The 24,876-nt window shown below is 63.5% G+C and carries 22 protein-coding genes; 5 read left to right on the plus strand and 17 right to left on the minus strand.

All coding sequences use genetic code 11. The features are described 5' to 3' along the window. Window positions 1–51: 51 nt before the first annotated feature. The 6 genes from ompA to ilvG all read right to left on the minus strand — a co-directional run bounded on the left by ompA (window position 52) and on the right by ilvG (window position 7,869). A complete protein-coding gene (ompA, locus tag E5E96_RS06720; protein ID WP_016352351.1) occupies window positions 52–1,158 on the minus strand; it encodes a porin OmpA in 1,107 nt (368 codons plus the stop codon). 247 nt (window positions 1,159–1,405) lie between these two features. Then, entirely contained in the window at window positions 1,406–2,926 is a 1,521-nt protein-coding gene (ilvA, locus tag E5E96_RS06725; protein ID WP_029304971.1) for a threonine ammonia-lyase, biosynthetic, read from the minus strand. Between the two features lie 104 nt (window positions 2,927–3,030). Continuing rightward, window positions 3,031–4,872 carry a dihydroxy-acid dehydratase gene (ilvD, locus tag E5E96_RS06730; protein ID WP_043162350.1) on the minus strand — a complete coding sequence of 614 codons (1,842 nt, stop codon included), beginning with the start codon at window positions 4,870–4,872 and terminating at the stop codon, window positions 3,031–3,033. Between the two features lie 145 nt (window positions 4,873–5,017). Beyond that, the gene (locus tag E5E96_RS06735) at window positions 5,018–5,962 is read right to left on the minus strand and encodes a branched-chain amino acid transaminase (RefSeq protein ID WP_011707859.1); all 945 of its coding nucleotides are present in this window, start codon (window positions 5,960–5,962) and stop codon (window positions 5,018–5,020) included. Between the two features lie 12 nt (window positions 5,963–5,974). Continuing rightward, a complete protein-coding gene (gene ilvM, locus E5E96_RS06740; protein ID WP_005306810.1) occupies window positions 5,975–6,226 on the minus strand; it encodes an acetolactate synthase 2 small subunit in 252 nt (83 codons plus the stop codon). Then, window positions 6,223–7,869 carry an acetolactate synthase 2 catalytic subunit gene (ilvG, locus tag E5E96_RS06745; RefSeq protein WP_171281799.1) on the minus strand — a complete coding sequence of 549 codons (1,647 nt, stop codon included), beginning with the start codon at window positions 7,867–7,869 and terminating at the stop codon, window positions 6,223–6,225. Before ilvG ends, ilvM begins: the two co-directional genes overlap by 4 nt. Before the next feature lie 383 nt (window positions 7,870–8,252). Between ilvG and E5E96_RS06750 the strand changes: the two genes are divergently transcribed. From E5E96_RS06750 to E5E96_RS06760, 3 genes are all read left to right on the plus strand, one after another. Continuing rightward, window positions 8,253–9,767: a YifB family Mg chelatase-like AAA ATPase gene (locus tag E5E96_RS06750; RefSeq protein WP_011707862.1), complete on the plus strand. Its 1,515-nt coding sequence runs from the start codon at window positions 8,253–8,255 to the stop codon at window positions 9,765–9,767. Window positions 9,768–9,887: 120 nt separating this feature from the next. Continuing rightward, on the plus strand, window positions 9,888–10,802 hold the full coding sequence (locus tag E5E96_RS06755; protein ID WP_029302342.1) for an acyltransferase: 915 nt from the start codon (window positions 9,888–9,890) through the stop codon (window positions 10,800–10,802). Then, complete coding sequence (locus E5E96_RS06760) at window positions 10,796–11,752, plus strand: acyltransferase (protein WP_171281800.1); 957 nt, start codon at window positions 10,796–10,798, stop codon at window positions 11,750–11,752. The genes E5E96_RS06755 and E5E96_RS06760 overlap by 7 nt, the downstream gene beginning before the upstream one ends. On the opposite strand, the gene E5E96_RS06765 is transcribed toward E5E96_RS06760, so the two are convergent. Both E5E96_RS06765 and E5E96_RS06770 read right to left on the minus strand, forming a co-directional pair. Further along, complete coding sequence (locus E5E96_RS06765) at window positions 11,698–12,183, minus strand: DUF523 domain-containing protein (RefSeq protein ID WP_171281801.1); 486 nt, start codon at window positions 12,181–12,183, stop codon at window positions 11,698–11,700. The genes E5E96_RS06760 and E5E96_RS06765 overlap by 55 nt on opposite strands. Window positions 12,184–12,283: 100 nt before the next feature. Next, the gene (locus E5E96_RS06770; protein ID WP_011707866.1) at window positions 12,284–12,934 is read right to left on the minus strand and encodes a DNA mismatch repair protein MutT; all 651 of its coding nucleotides are present in this window, start codon (window positions 12,932–12,934) and stop codon (window positions 12,284–12,286) included. Window positions 12,935–13,009: 75 nt separating this feature from the next. Between E5E96_RS06770 and E5E96_RS06775 the strand changes: the two genes are divergently transcribed. Both E5E96_RS06775 and pncB read left to right on the plus strand, forming a co-directional pair. Beyond that, complete coding sequence (locus tag E5E96_RS06775; RefSeq protein WP_011707867.1) at window positions 13,010–13,645, plus strand: nicotinamidase; 636 nt, start codon at window positions 13,010–13,012, stop codon at window positions 13,643–13,645. Between the two features lie 101 nt (window positions 13,646–13,746). Then, window positions 13,747–14,925 (plus strand): nicotinate phosphoribosyltransferase, encoded by a 1,179-nt coding sequence (pncB, locus tag E5E96_RS06780; RefSeq protein ID WP_024945521.1) that lies wholly within the window; start codon window positions 13,747–13,749, stop codon window positions 14,923–14,925. Window positions 14,926–15,000: 75 nt separating this feature from the next. Here the strand turns inward: pncB and E5E96_RS06785 are convergent, their stop codons facing one another. The 9 genes from E5E96_RS06785 to rph form a co-directional block, all read right to left on the minus strand. Continuing rightward, window positions 15,001–15,609, minus strand: coding sequence for a thiol:disulfide interchange protein DsbA/DsbL (locus E5E96_RS06785; RefSeq protein ID WP_011707872.1), 609 nt, complete (start codon window positions 15,607–15,609; stop codon window positions 15,001–15,003). A gap of 137 nt (window positions 15,610–15,746) precedes the next feature. Next, on the minus strand, window positions 15,747–16,736 hold the full coding sequence (locus tag E5E96_RS06790; protein ID WP_017409685.1) for a serine/threonine protein kinase: 990 nt from the start codon (window positions 16,734–16,736) through the stop codon (window positions 15,747–15,749). 91 nt (window positions 16,737–16,827) lie between these two features. Next, the gene (gene ccoG, locus E5E96_RS06795) at window positions 16,828–18,276 is read right to left on the minus strand and encodes a cytochrome c oxidase accessory protein CcoG (RefSeq protein WP_016352365.1); all 1,449 of its coding nucleotides are present in this window, start codon (window positions 18,274–18,276) and stop codon (window positions 16,828–16,830) included. Window positions 18,277–18,475: 199 nt separating this feature from the next. Then, window positions 18,476–18,739 (minus strand): YihD family protein, encoded by a 264-nt coding sequence (locus E5E96_RS06800; protein ID WP_005306857.1) that lies wholly within the window; start codon window positions 18,737–18,739, stop codon window positions 18,476–18,478. A gap of 30 nt (window positions 18,740–18,769) precedes the next feature. Then, window positions 18,770–19,924, minus strand: coding sequence for a GGDEF domain-containing protein (locus tag E5E96_RS06805; RefSeq protein ID WP_017409683.1), 1,155 nt, complete (start codon window positions 19,922–19,924; stop codon window positions 18,770–18,772). A 126-nt stretch (window positions 19,925–20,050) separates the two neighbouring features. Then, a complete protein-coding gene (cueR, locus tag E5E96_RS06810) occupies window positions 20,051–20,440 on the minus strand; it encodes a Cu(I)-responsive transcriptional regulator (RefSeq protein ID WP_010635698.1) in 390 nt (129 codons plus the stop codon). A gap of 10 nt (window positions 20,441–20,450) precedes the next feature. Then, complete coding sequence (locus tag E5E96_RS06815) at window positions 20,451–22,871, minus strand: heavy metal translocating P-type ATPase (RefSeq protein ID WP_171281802.1); 2,421 nt, start codon at window positions 22,869–22,871, stop codon at window positions 20,451–20,453. 180 nt (window positions 22,872–23,051) lie between these two features. Then, window positions 23,052–23,705 carry an orotate phosphoribosyltransferase gene (gene pyrE, locus E5E96_RS06820; RefSeq protein ID WP_005356114.1) on the minus strand — a complete coding sequence of 218 codons (654 nt, stop codon included), beginning with the start codon at window positions 23,703–23,705 and terminating at the stop codon, window positions 23,052–23,054. 75 nt (window positions 23,706–23,780) lie between these two features. Continuing rightward, window positions 23,781–24,497, minus strand: a complete 717-nt coding sequence (rph, locus tag E5E96_RS06825; protein ID WP_024945517.1) for a ribonuclease PH — start codon at window positions 24,495–24,497, stop codon at window positions 23,781–23,783. Window positions 24,498–24,876: the final 379 nt, after the last annotated feature.

The following is a 24,876-nucleotide window of genomic DNA, read 5'->3' on the forward strand; positions in this document are numbered from 1 at the left end:
CAATGAAAAGGGAGGCATGGGCCTCCCTTGTCGTTCATGCTGCCACCGTGGTCATTGCGCCGGTTGGGAGACCCCTTCCAGCCGCACTTCCACCCGCCGATCCGGTGCCAGACAGGCGATCAGCGCCGGTTTGGAGCCGCTGCTGCAGTTGTTGCCGGTGATCGGAGAAGACTTGCCGCGCCCCTCGACCCGCACCTTGTCGGCAAACAGTCCCTTGGCAATCAGGTAGTCGGCGACGCTGCGGGCGCGCTGCTCGGAGAGCGCCTGGTTGTAGGCGTCGGAGCCGATGCGATCGGTGTGGCCGATCACGGTCGCCACCCCGTCTTTCGGATTGGCCGCCACTATCTGGCTGAACAGGTTGTCGAGCGCCTGGCTGGCAGCCGGCTTCAGGGTCGCCTTGTTGAACTCGAACAACACGTCCGAGCTCAGGCTGAAGGTCTTGGGCACCACCACCACGGCGGGAGCAGGCGCCGCAGCCGGGGCCGGGGCGGGCGCAGCCACTTCGCCGCCCTGCTGGCCGAAGCGATAGAGCATGGCAAACGCCAGCATGCCGTTGTCCATCTCGATGCCGGCACGATCGAGAGAGGTATCCCCGAGCGGGGTGGTGTACTGGTATTCGAGGCGGGCGGCCCAGTCACGGTCGATGGCGTATTCGGCCCCCAGCGCCCCGACGAACACGGCGCCATGCTTGTTGCCGGTATCCTTGATGAAGTCGGTAGCCGTCTGGGCCGACAGTTCGCTGTTGGTCCAGGCGTAACCACCGCCGATCCGGCCATAGAGATCCAGCGCATCGTTGACCGGGAACCCTATCTTCATGGTGGTCTGGATCATCTGGCTCTTGGCTTCCCCTTCCACCCTCACCCCGCTCAATTCGCCGGACGAGGTGTACTTGCCGAACCAGTCATAACCGAATTCGAAGCCCAGGTTGGGGTTGAGCTGATAGCCGGCAAAGGCGCCCAGCCCGAGCGTATCCTTGCTGGTGCTGGTGTTCTGCAGCGCCCCCAGGGTGTCGGAGACGACCTGCTTCTGATCCACGTCGAAGAACTTGGACCAGCCGGCCTTGCCGCCGGCGTACCAGGTGTTGTCCTGAGCGGCAGCCTGCACGGCCCCGCTGACGAGCAGGCCGCTGACCAGCACGGCAAGTATCGATTTGTTCATGGTGAAAGCCTCTGCAATGAGTCGTGATGGGCGCTCTTGCGCCTCTCTTCCCTGATGGGGCAAACCCGGCCCCGTCCATCAGGTTATCCCATCTGTTGCCAGCCTCAAATGACTTGGGACTCAAGAGTGTGAAGCACCCGGCATTCCCGGCAGGAAAACGCCCCATGCAGGGGGTATCCGCGGATGTGCCGGCCAGCGCCATGAAAAAGGGAGGCCGATGGCCTCCCTCTTGCTGCTTGCAACCCACCTAGCTGGCCAGAAACAGCCGGTAGGCGGGGTCGTCACTCACCTCTTTCCAGCCGTAGCCAATCTCGTGCAGGTAGTCGTGGAAGGCGGCCACGTCCTCGTCCGGCAGCTCGAAAGCACAGAGCACCCGGCCGTAGTCGGCGCCGTGGTTGCGATAGTGGAACAGGCTGATGTTCCAGCGACAACCCAGGGTCTCCAGAAAGCGCATCAGGGCGCCCGGCTGCTCCGGAAACTTGAAGCTGTAGAGGCGTTCACCGAGGGGCCGGGCCGGGCGGCCGCCAATCATGTAGCGCACGTGGTTCTTGGCCAGCTCGCTCTCGGTCATGTTGACCACCGGATAGCCGTTGCCACCGAGCTGATCGATGATCTGGCCCAGCTCCTCGTCACCGCCGGTGAGGCGCACCGAGACGAACAGCGACGCCTGCTCGGCATCCGCATAGCGATAGTTGAACTCGGTCACCATGCGCGGCCCGAGCTGACGGCAGAAGTCGAGGAAGGCCCCCTTGCGCTCGGGGATGGTCACCGCCAGCATGCCCTCGCGCTTCTCGCCGATCTCGCAGCGCTCCGACACGTAGCGCAGGCTGTGGAAGTTGACGTTGGCACCGGACAAAATGGCCGCCATCCGGCCCCCCTTGACCTGCTCCCGCTCGCTGTAGGCCTTGAGGCCGGCCAGCGAGAGGGCCCCCGACGGCTCGGCGATGGCGCGGCAGTCATCGAAGATGTCTTTCAGCGCGGCGCAGATCTGGTCGTTGGAGACGGTCACCACTTCGTCCAGATACTGGTTGCACAGGCGGAAGGTCTCCTCGCCGATGCGCTTGACCGCCACCCCGTCGGCAAACAACGAGACCCGCTCCAGATTGACCGGCTCACCGGCCGCCAGCGCGGCCTTGAGGCAGGCGGAGCCCTCCGCCTCCACCCCGATCACCTTCACATCCGGCAGCAGCTGCTTGATGTAGACCGCCACCCCGGCGGCCAGTCCGCCACCACCCACCGGCACGAACACGTGGGTGAGGTGGGTATCCTGCTCCAGCAGCTCCTTGCCGATGGTGCCCTGGCCGGCGATCACCTCGACGTCGTCAAACGGCGGGATCAGGGTGTAGCCTTCCAATTCAGCGAGGCGGCGACTCTCGCCATAGGCCTCGTCGAAACTGTTGCCAAACAGCATGACGTTGCCACCCTGCCGGCGTACCGCATCGATCTTGATGTCCGGCGTGGTCTTGGGCATCACTATGATCGCCTTGATGCCGAGCTTGGCGGCCGACAGGGCGACCCCCTGGGCGTGGTTGCCGGCGGAAGCGGCGATGACGCCGCGCTCCTTCTGCTCCTCGGTCAGGGTGGCGATCTTGTGGTAGGCACCGCGCAGCTTGAAGGAGTGGACCGGTTGCAGATCCTCCCGCTTCAGGCTGACGTGATTGCCGAGCCGCTCGGAGAGTTTCTTCAGGGTTTGCAGGGGGGTGACCCGCGCCGCCTCATAGACGGGGGAGAGCAGCACCTTGCGTAGATAATCCGCCGCAGAGACCATGATTTATTCCCCCAGCATCGCACGATCGCGCCACACCAACCCCTTGTCGGCACAAAGACCGACCAACCGGGTCGATTGCTCATATTTCATATTGGAATTCATCTTTATTCCCCCAGCAGGGTGCGATCGCGCACCGCACCCTTGTCGGCACTGGTGGCGAACATGGCGTAGGCGCGCAGGGCAAAGGAGACCTGACGCTGGCGATCGAGCGGCTTCCAGCCACGGGCTTCGACGGCGACACGGCGGGCGGCCAGCACGCTGTCGGCCACCTCCAGCACCATGCTGCGGGCCGGGATGTCGATGTTGATGATGTCGCCATCCTCCACCAGACCGATAGTGCCGCCAGAGGCCGCCTCCGGCGACACGTGGCCGATGGAGAGGCCCGAGGTACCACCGGAGAAGCGGCCGTCGGTGATGAGCGCACACGCCTTGCCGAGCCCCATGGACTTCAGATAGGTGGTGGGGTAGAGCATCTCCTGCATGCCGGGGCCCCCTTTCGGGCCCTCGTAGCGGATCACCACCACCTCACCGGCCTTGACGGTGCCATCCAGAATGCCGGCAACCGCCGTGTCCTGGCTCTCGAATACCCGGGCCGGGCCACGGAAGGTGAGGTTCTCCTCATCCACCCCGGCGGTCTTGACGATGGCACCGTTCAGCGCCAGGTTGCCGGCGAGCACGGCCAGGCCCCCTTCCAGGCTGTAGGCGTTGTCCAGCGAGCGGATGCAGCCTTCGGCGCGGTCTAGATCCAGCTCCGGCCAGCGGCAATCCTGGCTGAACGCCTTGGTGGTGCGGATGCCGGCAGGGCCGGCGCGGTAGAAGTCCACCACCTCCTGACTCGGCTGGCGGCTGACGTCGTATTCGGCCAGCAGCTCCACCAGCGAGGTCCCCAGCACGTTGCGGGTATCGCCGTGCACCAGACCCGCTTTTTCCAGCTGACCCAGGATGGCGACCACGCCGCCGGCGCGGTGCACATCTTCCATATGGTATTTCTGGGTGGAGGGCGCCACCTTGCACAGCTGGGGTACCTTGCGGGACATGCGGTCGATGTCGGCCATGGTGAAGTCGACACCCGCCTCCTGGGCCGCCGCCAGCAGGTGCAGCACGGTGTTGGTGGAGCCGCCCATGGCGATGTCGAGCGCCATGGCGTTCTCGAACGCCGCCTTGGTGGCGATGTTGCGCGGCAGTGCCGAGGCATCGTCCTGCTCATACCAGCGTTTGGCCAGGGTCACGATGCGCTGGCCCGCCAGCTTGAACAGCTGTTCGCGGTCGCTGTGGGTCGCCAGCAGCGAGCCGTTGCCCGGCTGGGAGAGACCCAGCGCCTCGGTCAGGCAGTTCATGGAGTTGGCGGTAAACATGCCGGAGCAGGAGCCGCAGGTGGGGCAGGCACTGCGCTCCACCTGTTCGCTCTGGGCGTCGGAGACCTTGGGATCGGCGCCCTGGATCATGGCGTCCACCAGATCCAGCTTGATGATCTGGTCGGAGAGCTTGGTCTTGCCCGCTTCCATCGGGCCGCCGGAGACGAAGATCACCGGGATGTTGATGCGCAGGGCGGCCATCAGCATCCCCGGGGTGATCTTGTCGCAGTTGGAGATGCAGACCATGGCGTCGGCGCAGTGGGCGTTGACCATGTACTCCACCGAGTCGGCGATAAGCTCGCGGGACGGCAGGGAGTAGAGCATGCCGCCGTGGCCCATTGCGATGCCGTCATCCACGGCGATGGTGTTGAACTCCTTGGCCACCCCGCCGGCGGCTTCGATCTCCCGCGCCACCAGCTGGCCCAGATCCTTGAGGTGGACGTGACCCGGCACGAACTGGGTGAAGGAGTTGACCACGGCGATGATGGGCTTGCCGAAATCCTGATCGGTCATTCCGGTGGCACGCCACAGAGCGCGGGCCCCGGCCATGTTACGTCCGTGAGTGGTGGTGGCGGATCTCAACTTCGGCATGTCTCTACTCCCTGAATGCCCAGCGGGCTCATTATCTTTGGAAATGAAAAAGTGACTCTCGGATCGGGAATCGATCCTGGTGAGGGCACAGCGCAGTGCCCTCACCGGAAGCGACTCGGGGAGGCATGATGCCTCCCCTCTCTCATCAGTCGTTGACGGGGGTCAGCCAGCCCCACTTGTCCTCGGTCTGGCCATTGAACAGGCCAAAGAAGGCGTTTTGCAGCTGCTCGGTCACCGGGCCGCGGCAGCCAGCACCCACCTTCATCCGATCGACGGAACGCACCGGCGTCACTTCCGCCGCCGTGCCGGTCATGAAGATCTCGTCCGCCACATAGAGCGCCTCACGGGGCAGCGCCTGCTCGCGCACCTCGTAACCGAGATCGCGGGCCAGCGTCATGATGGTGTCGCGGGTGATGCCGGGCAGGATGGCGGCGGTAGCGGGCGGGGTGAACAGCACACCGTTCTTCACCAGGAACAGGTTCTCCCCCGCCCCTTCGCTCAGATAGCCGTTAACATCCAGCGCCAACCCCTCGGCGAAGCCGTTGCGCTTGGCCTCGCGGCTGATCAGCTGGGAAGAGAGGTAGTTGCCGCCCGCCTTGGCGCCGGTGGGAATGGTGTTGGGAGCGAGCCGGTTCCAGGAGGTGACGCACACATCCACCCCGTTTTTCAGCCCCTCTTCCCCCAGATAGGCGCCCCACGGCAGGGCGGCCACCATCAGGTCGGCCTTGGCATCCAGCGGCGGATGCAGCCCCAGCCCCACGTTGCCGACAAAGGCCAGCGGGCGCAGATAGCCGCTCTTCAGGCCGTTCTCGCGCACCACGGTGCGGCAGGCTTCATTCACGTCGGCCTCGCTGTAGGGGACGTCCATCCAGTAGATCTTGGCAGAGTCGAACAGGCGGCGGGTGTGCTCCTGCAGGCGGAAGATGCAGGTACCCTTGGGGGTGTCGTAGGCGCGCACCCCTTCGAACACCGAGGATCCATAGTGCAGGGCGTGGCTCATCACGTGCACCTGGGCATCCTGCCAGGGCACCAGTGTGCCGTTGAACCAGATGTATTGCGGGTGAGTGGCGGATTGGGAAGGCTGTGACATTGGCTTGGCTCCTTAAGCTCTGATCCGGGGTTGCTGTTCCAGTGCATCGACCCGGGAAACGTCCACCAGCTTCACCAGCTGGCTCCACAACTGCTGGATGGGACGCACCGACTCGACAGTAACCGTGATCCGCAGCTGTTGGCAATCCTGCTCCATGTTGAGGGCGCAGAGGTTGAAACCGCGGTGACGAACCACCCGCAGCACCCGCTCCATCACTTCGGGTCTGGGCTGGGCATGGATTTGCAAGGTATTGAACTGACTCATGGGCGTTGCTCCATCATCTGGTGGTTGGCGACTCCTGGCGGAACCAGGGGCCAGACGTTTTCTTCCTCTGAAATGGCCACATGCAGCAGGTAGGCACTCTCACTGGCCAGCAGGCGATCGAGGGCACCGGCTATCTGATCCTTGCATGTGATGGTTTCGCCGGGGATGCCGAAGGCGGCAGCCAGGGCGATGAAATCGGGGTTGTCGGAGAGAATGGTCTCGCTGTAGCGGCCGTCGAAGAACAGCTCCTGCCACTGGCGCACCATGCCGAGGCGCTGGTTGTCCAGCAGCACCATCTTCACCTTGAGCTGGGCCCGGCGGATGGTGCCAAGCTCCTGCACGTTCATCATGAAAGAGCCGTCACCGCTCACCAGCACCACTTCATCTTCGGGACGCGACATCTTGGCGCCAATGGCGGCCGGCAGGCCGAAGCCCATGGTGCCGAGACCGGCGCTGGAGAGGTGGTTGCGCGGGCTGGTGAAGCGCATGTGCTGGGCCACCCACATCTGATGCTGACCCACGTCGCAGGCCACCACGCTGGTCTCCGGCAACCTGGCGGAGAGCTGCTTGAGCAGCGCCGGGGCATAGATGGGCTGGCCGGGATGGTCGTAGCGAAAGGCGTACTCGCGGGCCATGTTCGCGCAGTGCTCACGCCAGGGGTCGATGGCAAGGGACATGGCGAGGCGCGGCAGCACCTGTTTGAGATCCTGGGTGATGCCCACCTCGGCGGCGCGGCGCTTGCCGAACTCGGCGGCGTCCACATCCAGGTGGATCACCTTGGCTTCGGGGGCGAACGCCTCCAGCTTGCCGGTCACCCGATCATCGAAACGGGCACCCACCACCAGCAGCAAGTCGCACTGCTGCACCGCATAGTTGGCAGCCTTGGTACCGTGCATGCCGAGCATGCCAAGGTAAACGGGGCTGTCGGGGTCGAGTGCACCGATCCCCTTGAGGGTGGTGACCGCAGGCATGCCGGTGGCGGCGGCAAACTCGCGCAGTTGCTGCTCGGCATTGGCCATGCCTACCCCGCCACCGACGTAGAGCACCGGGCGCTTGGCGGCGGCCAGCAGGGTACGGGCGGCCGTCAGTTCGGCCTGGCTCAGGTGCTCGGGCTCTGCCACCGCAAACAGCGGGCTCTGGATTGGCACCTTGGCCAGTTGCACATCCTTGGGCAGGTCGATCAGTACCGGGCCCGGGCGCCCCTCACTGGCGATGGCGAAGGCTTCGGCGATCACCTGCGGCAGATCGGCCACGTCCGTCACCATGAAGGAGTGCTTGGTGCAGGAGAGAGACATGCCGAGCACGTCGACCTCCTGAAACGCATCGGTCCCGACGGCGGCGCAGGGCACCTGACCACTGATGGCCACCAGCGGCACCGAATCGAGCAGCGCCTCCGCGAGGCCAGTCACCAGATTGGTGGCGCCGGGACCAGAGGTGGCGATACAGACCCCCACCTGACCGGAGGCGCGGGCATAACCCACCGCCGCCATGGCGGCACCCTGCTCGTGGCGACAGAGCTGATGGGCCAGGCCACCGTCATACAGGGCATCGTAGACCGGCATGATGGCCCCGCCCGGGTAACCAAACACCTGAGTCACACCCTGTTGTTTGAGAGCCTGTACCAAAAACTGCGCGCCGTTCATCTGGAAAATCCTGTCCTGTGGTCGAAAAAAAACCCCCGAGCTGTGAGGCTCGGGGGTCGCTTGTTTCGTTCTGTCCGGTGGTGGGTCTATCCCTTGTTCCGTGCAGCTAAACGAGCCCCGAGCGGTGAGATAATAATCACCACTAGGACCACAATAATGCTGACGAAACGGGAGGCCATGTTCATAGTTACAACCGGAAATCCTGTGAAATTGGGCGGTTTTTACCGCGAATGGCTATTAGAACTAGCACGGTGATTTTTATTGGGCAAGCGTTTTTTGCCTGACAAGACTCTGATTTTGACTGAGTCCGAACGCGTCGATTGGAACAAAAAACTAATAAAAAACGGTTAACCAGCACATACATCAAACCAAGGACGGGATTTATGTCATTAGCTGTGGTTTATAGCCGTGCCAGCTTGGGTGTCGCGGCCCCGCAAGTGACAGTGGAGGTGCACCTCTCCAACGGTTTGCCCGCCTTCAACATGGTGGGCCTGCCGGAAACCTCGGTGAAGGAGTCGCGGGATCGGGTGCGCAGCGCTCTGCTCAACGGCAATTTCGAGTTCCCGAGCAAACACATCACGGTCAATCTGGCCCCCGCCGATCTGCCCAAGGAGGGGGGCCGTTTCGATCTGGCCATCGCCATCGGCATTCTCGCCGCTTCCAAGCAGATACCCGCAAAATACCTGCTCGATCACGAATTTTTAGGTGAACTGGCCCTGACCGGCGAGATCCGTCCCGTGCTCGGGGTGCTGCCTGCCGTTCTCGCCTGCCGGGATGCGGGTCGCACCCTGCTGGTACCGCGCGAGAATGGCCCCGAGGCTTCCCTCATCCAGGATGCCGAGGTACGCACCGCCCATCAGCTGCTGGCCGTCACCGCCTGGCTGGCAGGCCAGTACGAGCTGCCGCTGCCGGATCCCCAGACCACGGAGGCCCTGCCCGATGTGCCGGACCTGCAGGACGTGATCGGCCAGTCTCAGGCCAAGCGGGCGCTGGAGATCGCCGCCGCCGGCAGCCACAACCTGCTGTTCATCGGCCCGCCCGGCACCGGCAAGAGCATGCTGGCCAGCCGCTTGCCCGGCATCTTGCCGCCGCTGAGCGAACAAGAGGCACAGCAGACCGCCGCCATTCACTCCATCGGCGGCCTCACCCCGCGCGCCGGTCACTGGCATCACAGACCCTACCGTACGCCGCACCACAGCGCCTCGGCCGTGGCGCTGGTGGGGGGTGGCAGCCACCCGCGGCCCGGTGAAATATCCCTGGCCCACAACGGCGTGCTGTTTCTGGATGAACTGCCCGAGTTCGAGCGCAAGGTGCTCGACTCCCTGCGCGAGCCGCTGGAGACGGGCCACATCACCATCAGCCGGGCCGCCCGCCAGGTGGATTTCCCCGCCCGCTTCCAGCTGGTCGGCGCCATGAACCCCAGCCCTTGCGGCCACTATGGCGATGGCCAGACCCGCTCCAGCCCGGATCAGATCCTGCGCTACCTCGGCAAGCTTTCCGGCCCCTTTCTCGACCGCTTCGACCTGACGGTGGAGGTGCCGCTGCTGCCCAAGGGGAGCCTGACCGGCAAGGCGGAGCGGGGGGAGTCGAGCCAGCAGATCCGCGAGCGGGTACTGGGGGCACGGGAGCGAATGCTGAGCCGCAACGGCAAGCTCAACAACCTGCTTGATAGCCGTGAAATCGAAGAAATTTGCCGCTTATCGCCGCAGGATGCCGAGTTTCTGGAGAACGCCATCCAGAAGCTGGGGCTCAGCATCCGGGCCTGGCACCGCATCCTGCGGGTGTCGCGCACCATCGCGGATCTGGCAGGACGACAGGCCATCGAGAAGGAACACCTGATCGAGGCGCTCGGCTACCGGGCCATGGACCGGCTACTGTCACGGCTGCGCAGCGGCTGATACGGGGCAGGAAGCGACCGCGATGGCCCCTTGCATGGTCTCGCGGGCCGTCGGCTGATATTATGGCCACAGATCTGACCACTTGATGGCCCCTTATCGACAGCAAGACGGACCCGACCCATGCCCAACAAGCTGATTGAGCGACTGCGCGGCAGCCTCTCGACCCTGCTCTATTTTCTCAACACCCTGTTCTGGTTTATCCCCATCCTCACGCTGGGCCTGCTCAAGCTGTTGCTGCCCCTCAAGGGCTGGCGCACCCTCTGCAACGCGCTGCTGGATGGCAGTGCCGGCTGCTGGATCGGTTTCAACAACCTGATCCAGAAAACCATCATCAGAACCCCTTTCGATGTGGTCGGAGTGGACAAAGGGCGCCGGAATGAGTGGTATATGGTGATTGCCAACCATCAATCCTGGGTCGACATACTGGTACTGCAGCGGATTTTTAATCAAAAAATCCCCTTCCTGAAGTTTTTCCTCAAGAAAGAACTGATTTGGGTACCTTTTCTCGGCCTGGCCTGGTGGGCGCTGGATTTCCCCTTCATGCGGCGATATTCGCGCAAGTTGCTGGAAAAGAAGCCGCATCTGAAGGGAAAAGACATAGAGACCACGCGCCAGGCCTGTGCCAAGTTCCGCCATATTCCGGTGAGTGTGATGAACTTCGTGGAGGGCACCCGCTTCACCGCCCGCAAACACGACAAACAGGCAGCACCCTATCGCCACCTGCTGCACCCGCGGGCTGGCGGCATCGCCTTCACCCTGGCGGCCATGGGTGATCAGCTGCACAAGCTGGTGGATGTGACCATCGCCTATCCGGACGGCATCCCCAGTTACTGGGACTTCATGTGCGGTCGGGTCAAGGAGATCAAGGTTCGAGTCCGCTTTTTGCCGATCGAACGCAATCTGGTGGGGGATTACTTCAATGACCCCGAGTTCCAACAAGAGTTTCAACAGTGGCTGAACGGGATCTGGCACGAGAAGGACCAGACCCTGGATCAGCTGCTGGCGGACAAGACGCCCTCAACGACGCCATGCTAACCCTGCTCCCGGGTCCGCTGGTGCTGCTCATCAGCGCCGGCCTGACCATACTGTTTACCGCCCTGTGCGCCAGCCTGATCCTGCTGGTGTCGCTGGCCAAGCTGCTGCTGCCGATCCCGGCCTTTGGCCGTGCCTGCAGTCGCCTCAACAACCGTTTCATGCGCCTGTGGCTGGCCTGCAACGCCCTGGTGATCCGCCTCACTACCCGCATCGACTGGCAGGTGGAGGACGACACCCGGCTGCACAAGGATGGCTGGTATCTGATCGTCAGCAACCACATGAGCTGGACCGATATCGTGGTACTGGGTCATCTGTTTCGCGACCGGCTGCCGGTGCCCAAGTTCTTCATGAAGCACGAGCTCATCTACATCCCGCTGCTGGGGCTGGCCTGCTGGGGGCTCGACATGCCCTTTATGCGTCGCTACTCACGGGAGTTTTTGCTGAGGAACCCGCATCTGCGCGGCAAGGACATCGAGACCACCCGCAACGCCTGCGAGAAGTTTCGCCACATCCCCACCACCGTCATCAACTTCGTGGAGGGGACCCGCTTCACCGAGGCGAAGCGCGACGCCTCCCGCTCCCGTTACCAGCACCTGATGTCGCCCAAGGCGGCAGGGCTGGCCTTCACCCTGGCAGCCATGGGAGAACAGTTCGACAGCCTGATCAACGTCACCATCAGCTACCCGGACAACCCCGAAACCCCCTTCAAGGATTTCCTGATGGGGCGGATGAAGCGCATCCGGGTACGGATCGAGGAGCTGCCGGTGGATGAGCAGCTGGTGGGGGATTACTTCAACGACAAGCAGTTCAAACGCGGCTTCCAGCAGTGGCTGAACCAGCGCTGGCAGGATAAGGACGCCGTGCTGGCGCAGTGGCAGGCAGCCGATGCGGCGGCTCAGGCCGAGCCGCAGGCGGCCAAGGCGAGCGCTGAGGCCAGTTCAGGCAGCTGATCCTCGCTGAACACCCGGATGCCGTGGCGGCGCAGCAGGGCCGTGGTCATGCCCTCGCCCGCCACAGAGACACCCTCGAAGCGGCCGTTGTAGATGCGGCCGCTGCCGCAGGAGGGACTCCCCTCCTTCAGCAGGGCGAAGCGAATGCCCTGAGCCTGGCAGAGTTGCAGCGCCAGCCGGGCGCCGTGATCGAACTCGGCCGTCACATCCAGTCCACTCGCGGTCAGTACCCGCTCGCCTTGCCGTTCGGCAGGGGGGCGCGGGGTCGGCAGGCCGCCCGCCACCTCGGGGCAAAACGCCAGCGCCCTCCCCTCAGCCCCCAGCTCGCGCAGCCAGTCGCTGACGATCCCCTTGCTCTGGCCATCGTAGCGCACCGGCTGGCCCAGCAGACAGGCGCTGACCAGCACCTTGTGCACGCTGGTCTCACTCATGCTTTGCTCCCCCGCTGGCTAAAACCTGGGCCATCGTCGCGCAACGAACATGGGCCCAGCAGGCAGGCACTGACCAATATCTTGTGCACGCCTGCGCCACTCATGCTTCCGCTCCGTTCATCACCTGATCGAACATCACGCAGCAGGGGCTCTCCATCCGGTAGAGAATGGCGGGGCGCTGCTTGCCGGTACGCTTGCGACCGGTATCCAGCAGGATGCCGGCGCGGTGGATCCGCTTGCGAAATGCCGCCGTGTTCATCGGCGTCTGCAAGATGATTTCGAAGGCCCGTTGCACCTCGGAGAGGGTGAACTCTGCCCCCAGCAGTTGCAGCGGCAAGGTGCTGTAGCGGCTCTTGATCCGCAGCCGCTCCAGCCCCCGGGCGATCAGCTGGGTGTGGTCGAAGGCGAGGCTGAGCCCCGGCAGGTCACAGAGCGGGTGCCAGCAGCCATGCACGGCCTCGACCTCGGAGTCCACCAGGCAGAGATAGACCAGGGTGGTGGACCAGCCACGGGGATCTCGCTCCAGATTGCCGAGGGTGCAGACCTGCTCGCTGTAGCAGTGGCCCAGCCCCCACTCGGTCAGCAGGCGATGGCGAGCCGCGTCCAGATCCCGATCCCGGGTCTCGTCGATGCGCAGCGCCGGCAGTTGCCAGCAGTGGGCAAAGGGCGGGCGATCGCGGGTCTCAAGCAGCAGCTCGAGCCGCTCCTCGTTCAACCGCAGCACCACCATATCCAGACTCATTCTCAACATGCCGATCGCCCTGCTCGCCTTCGATTAATGTTTGGTAGATAATATCACACGAATAGTATGTGCAGGAGCCACTCAATGGGAACCGTCGCCAGCCTGGATATTGATGCGCAGAAGGGCTTTACCCCCCTCTGCCCGAACGAACTGCCCGTCGCGGGCGGGGATGATATTGTGGCTGCGCTCAACGCTCAGGCCACCCTCGCCAGCCTGCGGATCGGCAGCAAGGATTCGCATCCCGCCAACGCCGCCTGGGCCGTCAGCGATCCCGCCGGCATGTTGCTGCCGCTGGATTTGCCCAACGCCGACCTCACCTGGCCGGTGCACTGCGTGCCGGGTACCCGCGGCTTCGAACTGCTCGACGGCCTGCCGGCCCCGGTCGATTACGACTTCTTCGTCTGGAAGGGAGTCGAGCCGGATCTGCACCCCTACGGCACCTGCTTCCACGATCTGGCCGAGCGCCGCAGCACCGGACTCATCGAGTTTCTGCACGCCCGCGGCGTCACTACCGTGCTGGCCGGCGGCCTCGCCACCGACTACTGCGTCAAGACCAGCGTGCTGCAGCTGCGCCGCGCCGGCTTCCGGGTGATCGTCCATCTCGATGCCTGTCGTGGCATCGCCCCCGAGACGGTTGCCAGCGCCCACACCCAGATGATCGAGGCCGGCGCCGAACTCGCCCAGAGCCTGATCGATGTACAACGCCTGCTGGACGCCTGATATGCCCCTCATTCTCATCAGCCTGCCCGATACCGGCGTCTGCAATCTACAAAAGCGGCAGGGGAGCGCTCTTGCGTTCACCCGCCTGCGGGGAGTCTGATATGCCACCCATACTCAACAGCCTGCTCGATACAGATGCTTACAAGCTGCACATGCAGCAGGCGGTGTTCCATCGCTATCCGGATGCCGAGGTGGTGGCCGAGTTCCACAGCCGCAACGAAGAGGATCTGCTGCCCATGATGGGCCAGATCGAGGAGCAGCTGCACCTCGCCGGCTCCTTGCGGCTGACCAGGCCCGAGCTCAACTTCCTGGCCGAGCGCCCCTTCTTCACCGCCGATTACCTCGATCACCTGCGCCGCAAGCCGCTGGATGCCTCCCTGCTCAAGGTATTCGAGCAGGACGGTCGCATCAACGTGCGGGTCGAGGGCCCCTGGCAGGACGTGATCCTGTGGGAGATCCCGGTGCTCGCCATCATCAGCGAGATGCGCAACCGCTTCCGCTACCCCCAGTTCGGCGTCACTCAGGCGCTGGAGCGGCTCGATCAGAAGATCGACAAGCTGGAGCGGGAACTGAGCCGGGAGGAGATGAGCGAGTTCAACCTCATCGACTTCGGCACCCGGCGCCGTTTCTCCCTCGCGGTGCAGGATGCGGTGGTGGGTCGTCTCAAGGAGCGGCTGCCGGCGTTTCGCGGCACCAGCAACTACCTGCTGGCCCAGAAATACGGCCTGCCGGCGGTGGGTACCCAGGCCCACGAGTGGTTCCAGGCCCACCAGCAGCTCGGCTTCCCGCTCGAGCACAGCCAGCGGGCCGCCCTCACCAGCTGGCTGGATGAGTTCACCAATCACCTCGGCATCGCGCTCACCGACTGCATCACCATGGATGCCTTCCTGCGCGACTTCGACTTCGAGCTGGCCAGCCGCTATCAGGGACTGCGCCACGACTCCGGCGATCCCGTGGTGTGGGGCGAGAAGGCCATCAGCCACTATCAGCGGCTCGGTATCGACCCCACCGAGAAGACGCTGGTGTTCTCCGATGGCCTCAACCTCGACAAGGCGGTCGAGTTGTTCCGCCACTTCCGCGGCCGCATCAACACCAGCTTCGGCATCGGCACCAAGCTCACCTGCGATCTACCCGGCGTCAGCCCGATGAACATCGTCTTCAAGCTGATGGAGTGCAACGGCGGCCCGGTCGCCAAGATCTCCGACAGCCCCGGCAAGACCCTGTGCCGGGATGCGGACTTCATCCGCAACCTCAAGCAGGCGTTCCACGTCGGGGTCTGACTTGGGCCAATCTGATGGCAAACAAAAAGCCCGCCGGTTTGCACCGGCGGGCTTTTTTCATCGGGTCTGGCGGGATCAGTCTTTCTTGGCCAGCAGGAATTTCACCAGCTGGTTGAACTGTTCCTGGGAAGTAATGGATTCGATCTTCACCATGTACTTGCCGTTGACCAGGAAGGCCGGCACACCGCGGATGTTGTAGCTCTCGGTGTTGCGGTCAAACTGGGAGACCATGCCGGAGACGGCGAAGCTGTCGACGGCACCGTCGAACTCCTCGGCCGGCACGCCGTTGTCCACGAAGATCTGCTTCACGTCGGCACGGCTCTGCGGGTACTGACGCTGGGTGTGGATCTTGTCGAAGATGGCCGGGGTCAGCTTGCCTTCAACATTCAGCAGGCTGGCAACGGCGTAAGCACGCTGCATCTCCGGACCCATCTCGCGGCCCAGGAAGGCCACCGGGTTTTTCTTCATCGGCACGCCTTCCGGCAGGTTCTTCTTCAGATCCTCGGCAATCGGCTCGAACTTGGCGCAGTGGGGGCAGTAGTAGGAGAAGAACTCCAGCACTTCCGGTTGGGCGCTACCGGTCTGTTTGACCACATCGTAGTTGACGCCTTCCTTGAATTCGGGGGCGGCGTGAACCATGGGGATCATCAGCATGGCAGCAAGGAAAAATAGTACTTTTTTCATGACGTTTCCTGTTAAGGGATCACTGTGAGGCACGCCCGGCGAACCGAAGCAGTGCCAAGCCTATTGCGTCACCACTGCGCAGTCAATGGTCAAGCAGGATGCGTGAGTCCCGTCTGCCACCCGCTCTCTTTCCCTCATCACCAGCCAGGCGTCAGCGTCAGGGGCGGTGCCTTGAGCGCTTCCAGCTGGTCGTGCAGGGTCGCGATCTGCTGGCGCCAGTAGTGATCGGTGTTGAACCAGGGGAAGTGGCGCGGGAAGGCGGGGTCTTCCCAGCGCCGGGCCAGCCAGGCCATGTAGTGAACAATGCGCATGGCCCGCAGCGGCTCGATCAGCGCCAGCTCGCGCGGGTCGAACTCCATGAACTCTTCATAGCCCGCCAGCAGGGTATCGAGCTGGATCAGCTGCTCGTGCCGCTCGCCGCTCAGCATCATCCAGAGATCCTGGATGGCGGGGCCGCTGCGACAGTCATCGAGATCGACGAACATCGGGCCGTCGCGCCAGAGGATGTTGCCCGGGTGGCAGTCGCCATGCAGGGAGATCTGGGCCACGTCCAGGGTCATGGCGTCACTGACATGCTTGATCAGCTCGTCCAGCACCCCGAAGAAGGACTTGGCCAGCCCGCTCGGCAGCCACTCGCCGGACGCCAGCAGCTGACGCGGCTCGTGCAGCATGCTCTCCACATCGAGCCGGACTCGGTGGTGGAAGGGGCGACTGGCACCTATCTGGTGGATGCGGCCGAGATAGCGCCCCACCCACTCCAGCTGGTCGAGGTTGTCCACCTCGAACTGGCGGCCCCCCACGCTCTGCCAGATGGCGAAGGGGTAGCCCTGATGCTCCAGCAGGGTCTCGCCGGCAAAGGCGATGGGGGCGGCAACCGGGATCTCCGCCTCATTGAGGCGGGCGGCGAAGTCGTGCTCTTCGAGGATCTGGGCCCGGCTCCAGCGGCCGGGACGATAGAACTTCACCACGTAGCGGCGACGATCTTCATCCTGAAACTGGTAGACCCGGTTTTCGTAGCTGTTGAGTTCGATGAGACCGGAGTCGATACGCAGGCCGCTGAGGTCCAGCGCATCCATGATGAGATCGGGATTGAGGTCGGAATAGTTGAAACGCATGTCATCCACCATGAGAAAGGGGCGCCGTTGCGCCCCATTCTATCACTACTGCTTATCATTGCCGCGCCCGATGACCGGCTAAAACCGGCCATGGTGGCGACGGTCACAGCCGGCTGATGAACTTGCTGGGCTGGCGCAGGATCCCCTTGCTGTCGTCTGCGGCCGCCCCTTCGCGTTTGAGCACGAAGCGGATGTCCAGGGTCGGCTTCTTCAGATTGAAGGGGTCGACCGCCACGCTCACCGGCAGGGTGAAGATCTCGCCCGCCTTCAGAGTCACCTCGCGCGGGCCGAACCATTCGTGCTCCGGCAACCCCTCCACATCCAGCTGATAGGTCTGGGGATGCAGGGTCTTGTTGAGGATCTTGAGGGTGTAGGTGTTCTCGATGAGCCCCTCGCTGTTCTCGCGGAACAGCTGGTTGCGATCCCGCAGGATATCGAGCCCCATCGGCATGATGGACATGGCGTTGTAGACGAACACCCCCAGCATCACCGCCATCACCAGGCCATAGCCAATCAGTTTGGGCCGCGCCACGTGGGTGGAGTCGTTGGCCAGCTTGTGCTCGGTGGTGTAGCTGATGAGCCCCTTCGGATAGCCCATCCGCTCCATGGTCTGATCGCAGGCATCGACGCAGGCACCGCAGTTGATGCACTCGTACTGCAGACCGTCGCGGATGTCGATGCCGGTCGGGCAGACCTGCACGCAGAGGTCGCAGTCGATGCAGTCCCCCAGCCCCAGCGCCTTGGGATCGGCCTTGCGGGCACGGGCGCCACGGGTTTCACCGCGCTTGGCGTCATAGCCGACGATGAAGGTGTCCTTGTCGAACATGGCGGACTGGAAGCGAGCATACGGGCACATGTGAATGCACATGATGGCGCGCATCCAGCCGGCGTTGCCGTAGGTACAGGCGGCGAACAGCACCACCCAGAAAATGACCCAGCCGCTGGCCTGCAGGGTGAAGAAGTCCGGTACCAGCTGGAATACATCCTGGAAGTAGGCGACGAAGGTGAGGCCGGTACCCAGCGACAGCAGGATCCAGGCCAGATGCTTGGCCCCCTTACGGGCCAGCTTCTCGGCGTTCCAGGGCGAGGCATCCAGCTTGCGGCGCTTGTTGGCCGCCCCTTCCAGCTTCTCTTCGAACCAGATGAACATGAAGGTCCACACCGTCTGCGGGCAGAGATAGCCACACCAGACCCGGCCGAGGAAGGTGGTCACGAAGAAGAGCCCAAAGGCGGCGATCATGAAGATCCAGGCCAGCAGGGTCAGATCCTGCGGCCAGATGGTGGCACCGAAGATGTGGAACTGCTGGTGACCGATGTCGAACAGCACGGCCTGGCGACCGTCATAGCGCAACCAGGGAATGGCGACGAAGAGCACCACGAAGAACCAGCCCATGGCCTTGCGCACCCGCTGCCAGTAGCCGGTCTGGGCCCTCACGTAGATGCGGTTGCCGGGATTGAACCTGTCATCGCTCGCTTTGAAGGTATTGGGGTTGTATGTCCCCGTTACATCGCCGGTGACATCCTTGATATCGATCTTGTCCTGGTCGGCCATTGCAACACTTCGCTCCACTCATTAATTGTTATGGAGCGGATTATATCTTAAACAGCCTGCTAATTGTGTGGGTAAAATGTATCTAATGTTCGAGTGGTGTCGCAATTTCAAGCAACAAAAAAGACGTATCGCCAGTTGACGAAACGTCTTTTTGAGAGATTCTTTTGAACACCAATAAAGGCTCCAGCTGGAGCAATCTTTACTTGATGCCGCGGGCCTTGAGCAGAGCTTCCTTGAAGTCGGGCACGTGATCCTTGGCCAGGCCGGGGATCATCGCCTGCTTGTCGGATTCCCGCATCTTGAGGTGATAGATCAGCATGTCGTCGGTCAGCTCGGACAGAGGACCTTCAAATCCCGCTTCCTCGGCCAGTTTGGCAACAAACTGCACCAGGCTGAGATCCTGTTCCTTGATCCAGGCAGGCTGCAACAACTCCAGCAGCTCTTCGATACGATGACATTGCATAGACGACCTCTTTAATCTGTCTTGTGAAACTCAGGCAACCTTACCCATCAAGGCTACTTCGATACGATCCCGCCCATTATGCTTGGCCTGGTAGAGGGCCGCATCCGCTTTTTGAATCAGCTCGCTGATGGAGAGGCTCTGATCCGGTACCAGGGTCGCCACCCCGAAGCTGCAACTGACCCGCCCGGAAACCAGGGATTTCTGATGGGGAATGCTCAAATCCTTCAGCGCCACCCGCACGTTCTCGGCGATCTGCAACGCCCCCTGCATGCTGGTACAGGGCAACAGCAGGGCGAACTCCTCACCGCCGTAGCGGGCGGCGAGATCGTCCTCGCGCCGCTGCACCTCGGCCAGCAGACCCGCCACCTGCTGCAGACACTCGTCCCCCAGCTGATGGCCATAGAGGTCGTTGAATTGCTTGAAGTAGTCCACATCCACCAGCACCAGCGACAGCGGCGCCCGGGCCCGGTGACAGCGACGCCAGGCGCGCTCGAGGCAGTAGTCGAGGTGAGCCCGGTTGGCGATGCCGGTCAGCCCGTCCAGCCGGGAGGTCAGCTTGAGGTGCTCGGAGACTGCCTTCAGCTCGGCCACCAGATCGGCGTTGGAGAAACGGTGGTAAAGCGAGGCCACCTGATCCCGCCGCAAGCGGCGCAGCAGGGTCGGCAGGAAGACGAACAGATAGCCGGCCAGCATGCAGGAGACGATCCGCTCCTGCTCATTGCCCGCCCCCAGCTCGAACAGCATGGCCAGCCCGAGCGGCAACACGGCGCCGTAAAGCGAGCGGCGGCTGCCGAACAGCATGATGGCACTGCCGGTGAGGATCAGGCTGGAGAGCATCATCATGGCGGCACGATAGGTGTCGGGCAGCTTGTCCATGTAGAGCAGCACACCCAACGCCCAAATGATGGAGGTGATGGTCACCCCGATGAAGAGCTCACGCTCCAGCACCGGCAGCGGGATCTGCGCCAGCCTGGGCTGGCGCCAGCGCAGGTGCCAGCCTCGGCAGATCAGCAGCAGCAACACCCCGGCCAGCCAGCCGAGCGCCTCGGCGGCGGGCAGGTAGTCGTGGAACAGCAGGCTCCAGCCAAGCGCCAGCAGACCCAGACAAGGCAGGCTGAATGAGGCGTGGGTATAGAGCTGGGCCATGATGGCCTGCTTCACCTGACGTGTCACACTCTGGGTCAACTGCGTACTCCCTGTACAAGAGCCGCACAGTCTACCACTACCCCTTCGGAGCCAACAATAAAACGTCCGTTATTAAGCGGTTAGTCAGTCGATGATGCCAGGCCCCTAACTGCCGGCAGAGACGGCTCAGCCGCGTTCCAGCTCGTCGAGGATCGGGCACTCGGGGTTTTCATCCCCGTGGCAACAGCCGACCAGCCCCTCGAGGGAGCTGAGCATGGCCTGCAAACCGGCGATGCGGGCGCGCAGATCGACGATCTTCTCCTGCGCCAGCTTCTTCACCTGGGCGCTGGTTCTGTGCTCGTCCCGATAGAGCGCCAGCAGCTCCTGGCACTCCTCCAGATTGAAGCCGGTCTCCCGCGCCCGCTTGACGAAGCGCAGCTCGCGCAGCGCCCCCTCGGTGTAACTGCGGTAGCCGTTGTCGCTGCGAACTGGCGCCGAGATGAGGCCGATGCTCTCGTAGTAGCGAATGGTCTTGGCGGTCAGTCCCGTCGCCTTGGCTACCTTGCTGATGTTCATGGATGACTCCTTAACGGTTCGATTCTGTGCTGACATGGGCGAGAGCCCGCGGCTGCCAGCGTTTCAATAGCAGGGAATTGCTCAATACTGTGATGCTGCTCAGGGCCATGGCCGCCCCTGCCAGCTCTGGGCTGAGGTAACCCAGCGCCGCCAGCGGAATGCCGATGATGTTGAACACAAAGGCCCAGAACAGGTTCTGCTGGATGGTGCGCCAGGTCGCCGCCGAGATGTCGATGGCATCGGCCACCAGCCGCGGGTCAGATCGCATCAGGGTGATGGAGGCGGTCTCCATCGCCACATCGGAGCCGGAGCCCATGGCGATCCCCACATCCGCCGCCGCCAGCGCCGGGGCGTCGTTCACCCCATCCCCCACCATGGCCACCAACCCGCTGGTTTGTGCCCGCAGCGCCGCCACTTTCTCCACCTTGCCGGCCGGCAGCACGGAGTCGAAGGCCCCGTCCAGCCCCAGCTTGGCGGCAATATGGGCCACCGGCGCCGGCGCATCACCGCTCACCAGCCAGCTGGCGATGCCGCGCTGGCGCAGGGTGGCGATGGCATCCAGGCTCTCGGGGCGCAGGGTATCCGCCAGTGCGGCTATGCCGGCCACCACCCCGTCGATGGCCACCCAGACCCGGGTCGCGCCGTCGGTAGCTTGTTCATCCTGTTGTGGCGGTTCAATACCGAGCTGGGCCAGCAAAGATCCATTGCCGATGGCGACCATGTGGCCGGCGACCTGACCGACAATACCGGCCCCGACCCGCACCTCCACCGCCTCCGGCTGGGGCAACGCAGCCTCCTTGCCGACCGCCTCGCGCATGGCCAGCGCCAGCGGGTGTTCGCTCGCCTGCTGCAGGGCGGCGGCGAGGCGCAGTTGCTCGTCGTTGCCGCTCCAGCTGGCCAGTACCGGCCGGCCCTGGGTCAGGGTGCCGGTCTTGTCGAAGATCAGCGCCTTGATGGCATGGGCCTTCTGCAGGGTATCGACATCCTTGATCAGAATGCCGTGGCGCGCCGCCACCCCGGTACCGGTGACGATGGCCGCCGGGGTCGCCAGCCCCAGCGCACAGGGACAGGCGATCACCAGCACGGCCACTGCCGCCAGCAGCGCCTGACCGAAGTCGTTGCTGATGGCGTACCACACCAGCAGGGTGAACAGGGCGATGGCCATCACCACCGGCACGAACACGGCGGAGACCTTGTCCACCAGCTGTTGCAGTGGCGCCTTGCCCATCTGGGCATTCTCTACCAGTGCGATGATCTTGCTGAGGCTGGAATCCTCCCCCACCGTAGTGGCTTCGATCTCCAGCACGCCGGAGCGGTTGATGGCTCCGCCCAGCACCTTGTCGCCCTCACCACGGGGCACCGGCAGGCTCTCGCCGGTAAGGATCGACTCGTCCAGCTCGCTGGCGCCGCTCACGATTCTGCCATCCACCGGCACCCGCTCACCCACCAGCACCCGCAGCCGATCACCGCGCAGCACCTCGTCGATGGCGACGCTCTGCCAGCTCTCGCCACGCCAGACGGTGGCGGTTTCCGGCCGCAGCGCCATCAGTTCGCGAATGGCGGACTGGGTGCTGCGTCTGGCCCTGGCTTCCAGCAACTTGCCGAGGGAGATCAGGGTGATGATGATGGCGCTCGCCTCGAAATAGAGCTGGCCGCTGGCGGCCATCCCCAGGTTGAGCAGCAGATAGAGGCTGTAGAAGTAGGCCGCACTGGTACCGGTCGCCACCAGCACATCCATGTTGGCGGAGCGGTTCTTGATGGCGAGCCAGGCACCGCGATAGAAGCGGGCCCCGATCCAGAACTGCACCGGGGTGGCGAGCACCAGCTCTAGCCAGGCAGGCAGATGCCAGGGCAGCAGACCGGCCATGGCCAGCATGCCCGCCAGCAGCGGCAGGGTCAGCAGGGCCGAGATGATGACCCGGGTTTGCGCCTGACGGGCGCTGGCGGCCTCCTGCGCTTCCCGCTCCAGCAACTGCTGGCGGCGGCCGCTGGCCGAGCCCTGCGCCAGCTGGGCGCCAAAGCCGAGCGCCTCGATCTGCTCGCGCAGGCCTGCGGGCGTCTGCATCCCGGGTACCAGCACGATACGGGCCTGCTCGATGGAAAAGTTGACGTCGGCGGAGATGACGCCGGGCAGCGCCGCCAGCATCTTGTTCAGGCGGGCCGAGCAACCGGCACAGGTCATGCCGGTGATTTGAAACAGGATGGTCTCGCTGCCGTAGTCGTAACCCTGCGCCTTGATGCTCTCCAGCACCGCCGGCAAACGGTCTGGGCTGGCAAGGTCGATGGCGGCTTGCTCCAGTGCGAAGTTGACGGTCGCCTCGACCCCTTCCAGCTTGTTGAGGGCGGTCGTGATGCGGCCGGCGCAGTTGGCGCAGCTCATGCCGCTGAGCGGCAACTGCAGATGAATCGGTGATTGAAGATGAGTGGTCATGTTGTTCCTCCCCGGAACCAGTCGGCCAGAATGAGCGCCGACCAACAAACCCTAACCTTTACTGTAAGGGTAAGCTCAAGCCACATGATCCACTTTTTGCAGATGAAAAAAACGGCGCCCGTTTGCTGCCAAAGAGCCAACGGGCGCCGCCTTCAACTATTGCGCGGTGTGAGCGGCGACTCAGATACCGTACTGGGCGCGGTAAGCCTTCATGGCGGCCAGTTGCGCCGCCAGCTCCGGCTGCTCGGCCTGCTTCTCTTCCAGATAAGCGATCAGGTCGCTCATCTGAATGATGGCGATGATGTGGGCGCCGTAGTCACGCTCCACTTCCTGAATGGCGGAGAGCTCGCCCTTGCCCTTCTCCTGACGGTCCAGCGCGATCAGCACGCCGGCCAGCGAGGCGCCGTTGGCCTGGATCAGATCCATGGATTCGCGGATGGCGGTACCGGCGGTGATGACGTCATCCACCAGCATGATGCGCCCCTTGAGAGGACTGCCCACCAGATTGCCGCCCTCGCCGTGATCCTTGGCCTCCTTGCGGTTGAAACACCAGGGCACATCCACGTCGTGCTGCTCCACCAGTTGCACCGCGGTGGCGGAAGCGATGGGGATCCCCTTGTAGGCCGGGCCAAACAGCACATCAAACTCGATGCCGGCATCCATCAGGGCGGCGGCATAGAAGCGGCCGAGACGGGCCAGATCGCGGCCGCTGTTGAACAGACCGGCGTTGAAGAAGTAGGGGCTTTTACGACCGGATTTCAGGGTAAATTCACCGAATTTGAGGACCTGCTTCTCCAGGGCGAACTCGATAAATTGACGCTGGTAGGCTTTCATTCTGGCTCCTTGCTTGGCTTGTCGTTTACTTGCGTGGGGGTATAAAAAAACGCGGTCAATGCCGCGTTTTTAAAATCAGGAGAGCGACTGCTTCTGCAGCGCAATGATGTCGGCGATGCCGCCCTTGGCGAGCGCCAGCATCTCCAGCAGCTCTTCGTGGGTGAAGGGTTCGGCCTCCGCGGTGCCCTGCACCTCGATGATGCGACCATCTTCGGTCATCACCACGTTCATGTCAGTCTCGGCGGCGGAGTCTTCGATGTACTCCAGATCGCAGATGGCTTCCCCTTCATACATACCGACGGAGACGGCAGCGATCATCTGCTTGAGCGGGCTCTGCTTGAGCATGCCCTTCTCGACCATCCAGTTCAGCGCATCCACCAGCGCCACGCAGGCACCTGTGATGGCGGCGGTGCGGGTGCCACCGTCGGCCTGCAGCACGTCGCAGTCAACGGTGATGGAGTGCTCGCCCAGCGCGGTCAGGTCTACCGCAGCGCGCAGGGAGCGGGCGATCAGCCGGGAGATCTCCAGGGTGCGGCCACTCTGCTTGCCGGAGGCCGCTTCGCGGTTCATCCGGGAGTGGGTGGAGCGCGGCAGCATGCCGTACTCGGCGGTCACCCAGCCCTGATTCTTCCCTTTCAGGAAGCGCGGCACGCTGGTGTCGACGCTGGCGGTGCAGAGCACGCGGGTGTTGCCGAATTCCACCAGCACGGACCCTTCAGCATGCTTGGTGAAGTGGCGGGTAATGGTGACCGGACGAAGCTGCGCGGCAGTGCGATCGCTGGGACGTGACATGGGACGGACCTCTGGGCTGGCTGAATTGGCGCAGGAGTATAGGGTCTGCTGGCGCTTTGGCGCAAGCCGCGTTGCTGCGACAAATGACGTCAAGCTAGGCGCGGGGCGCAGGCAATGGCCACCACTCCCTTGACAAGCCCTGCAACAACGCATGACGTCATTTGCAGCGCAACCCGTAGGGACGGGCCAGTTTTTTGCGCGTAACGTCGTTACTCGGCGGCTCATGTGAACGACCACACTTCACGCCTCGCGCCTAGTCCCGCACAAAAACTGACCCCGTCGCGGTCGTGACAAAGCACCAGCAGACCCTAAGCCATCCCAGCCCAAATATCAGCCGCTAAAACCACGCTGTCGGCTGACGGAGCAGGCCTGGCTGAGT

The sequence above is a fragment of the Aeromonas sp. 1805 genome (genome assembly GCF_013085525.1).
GTDB classification, from domain to species: Bacteria; Pseudomonadota; Gammaproteobacteria; order Enterobacterales; family Aeromonadaceae; genus Aeromonas; species Aeromonas hydrophila.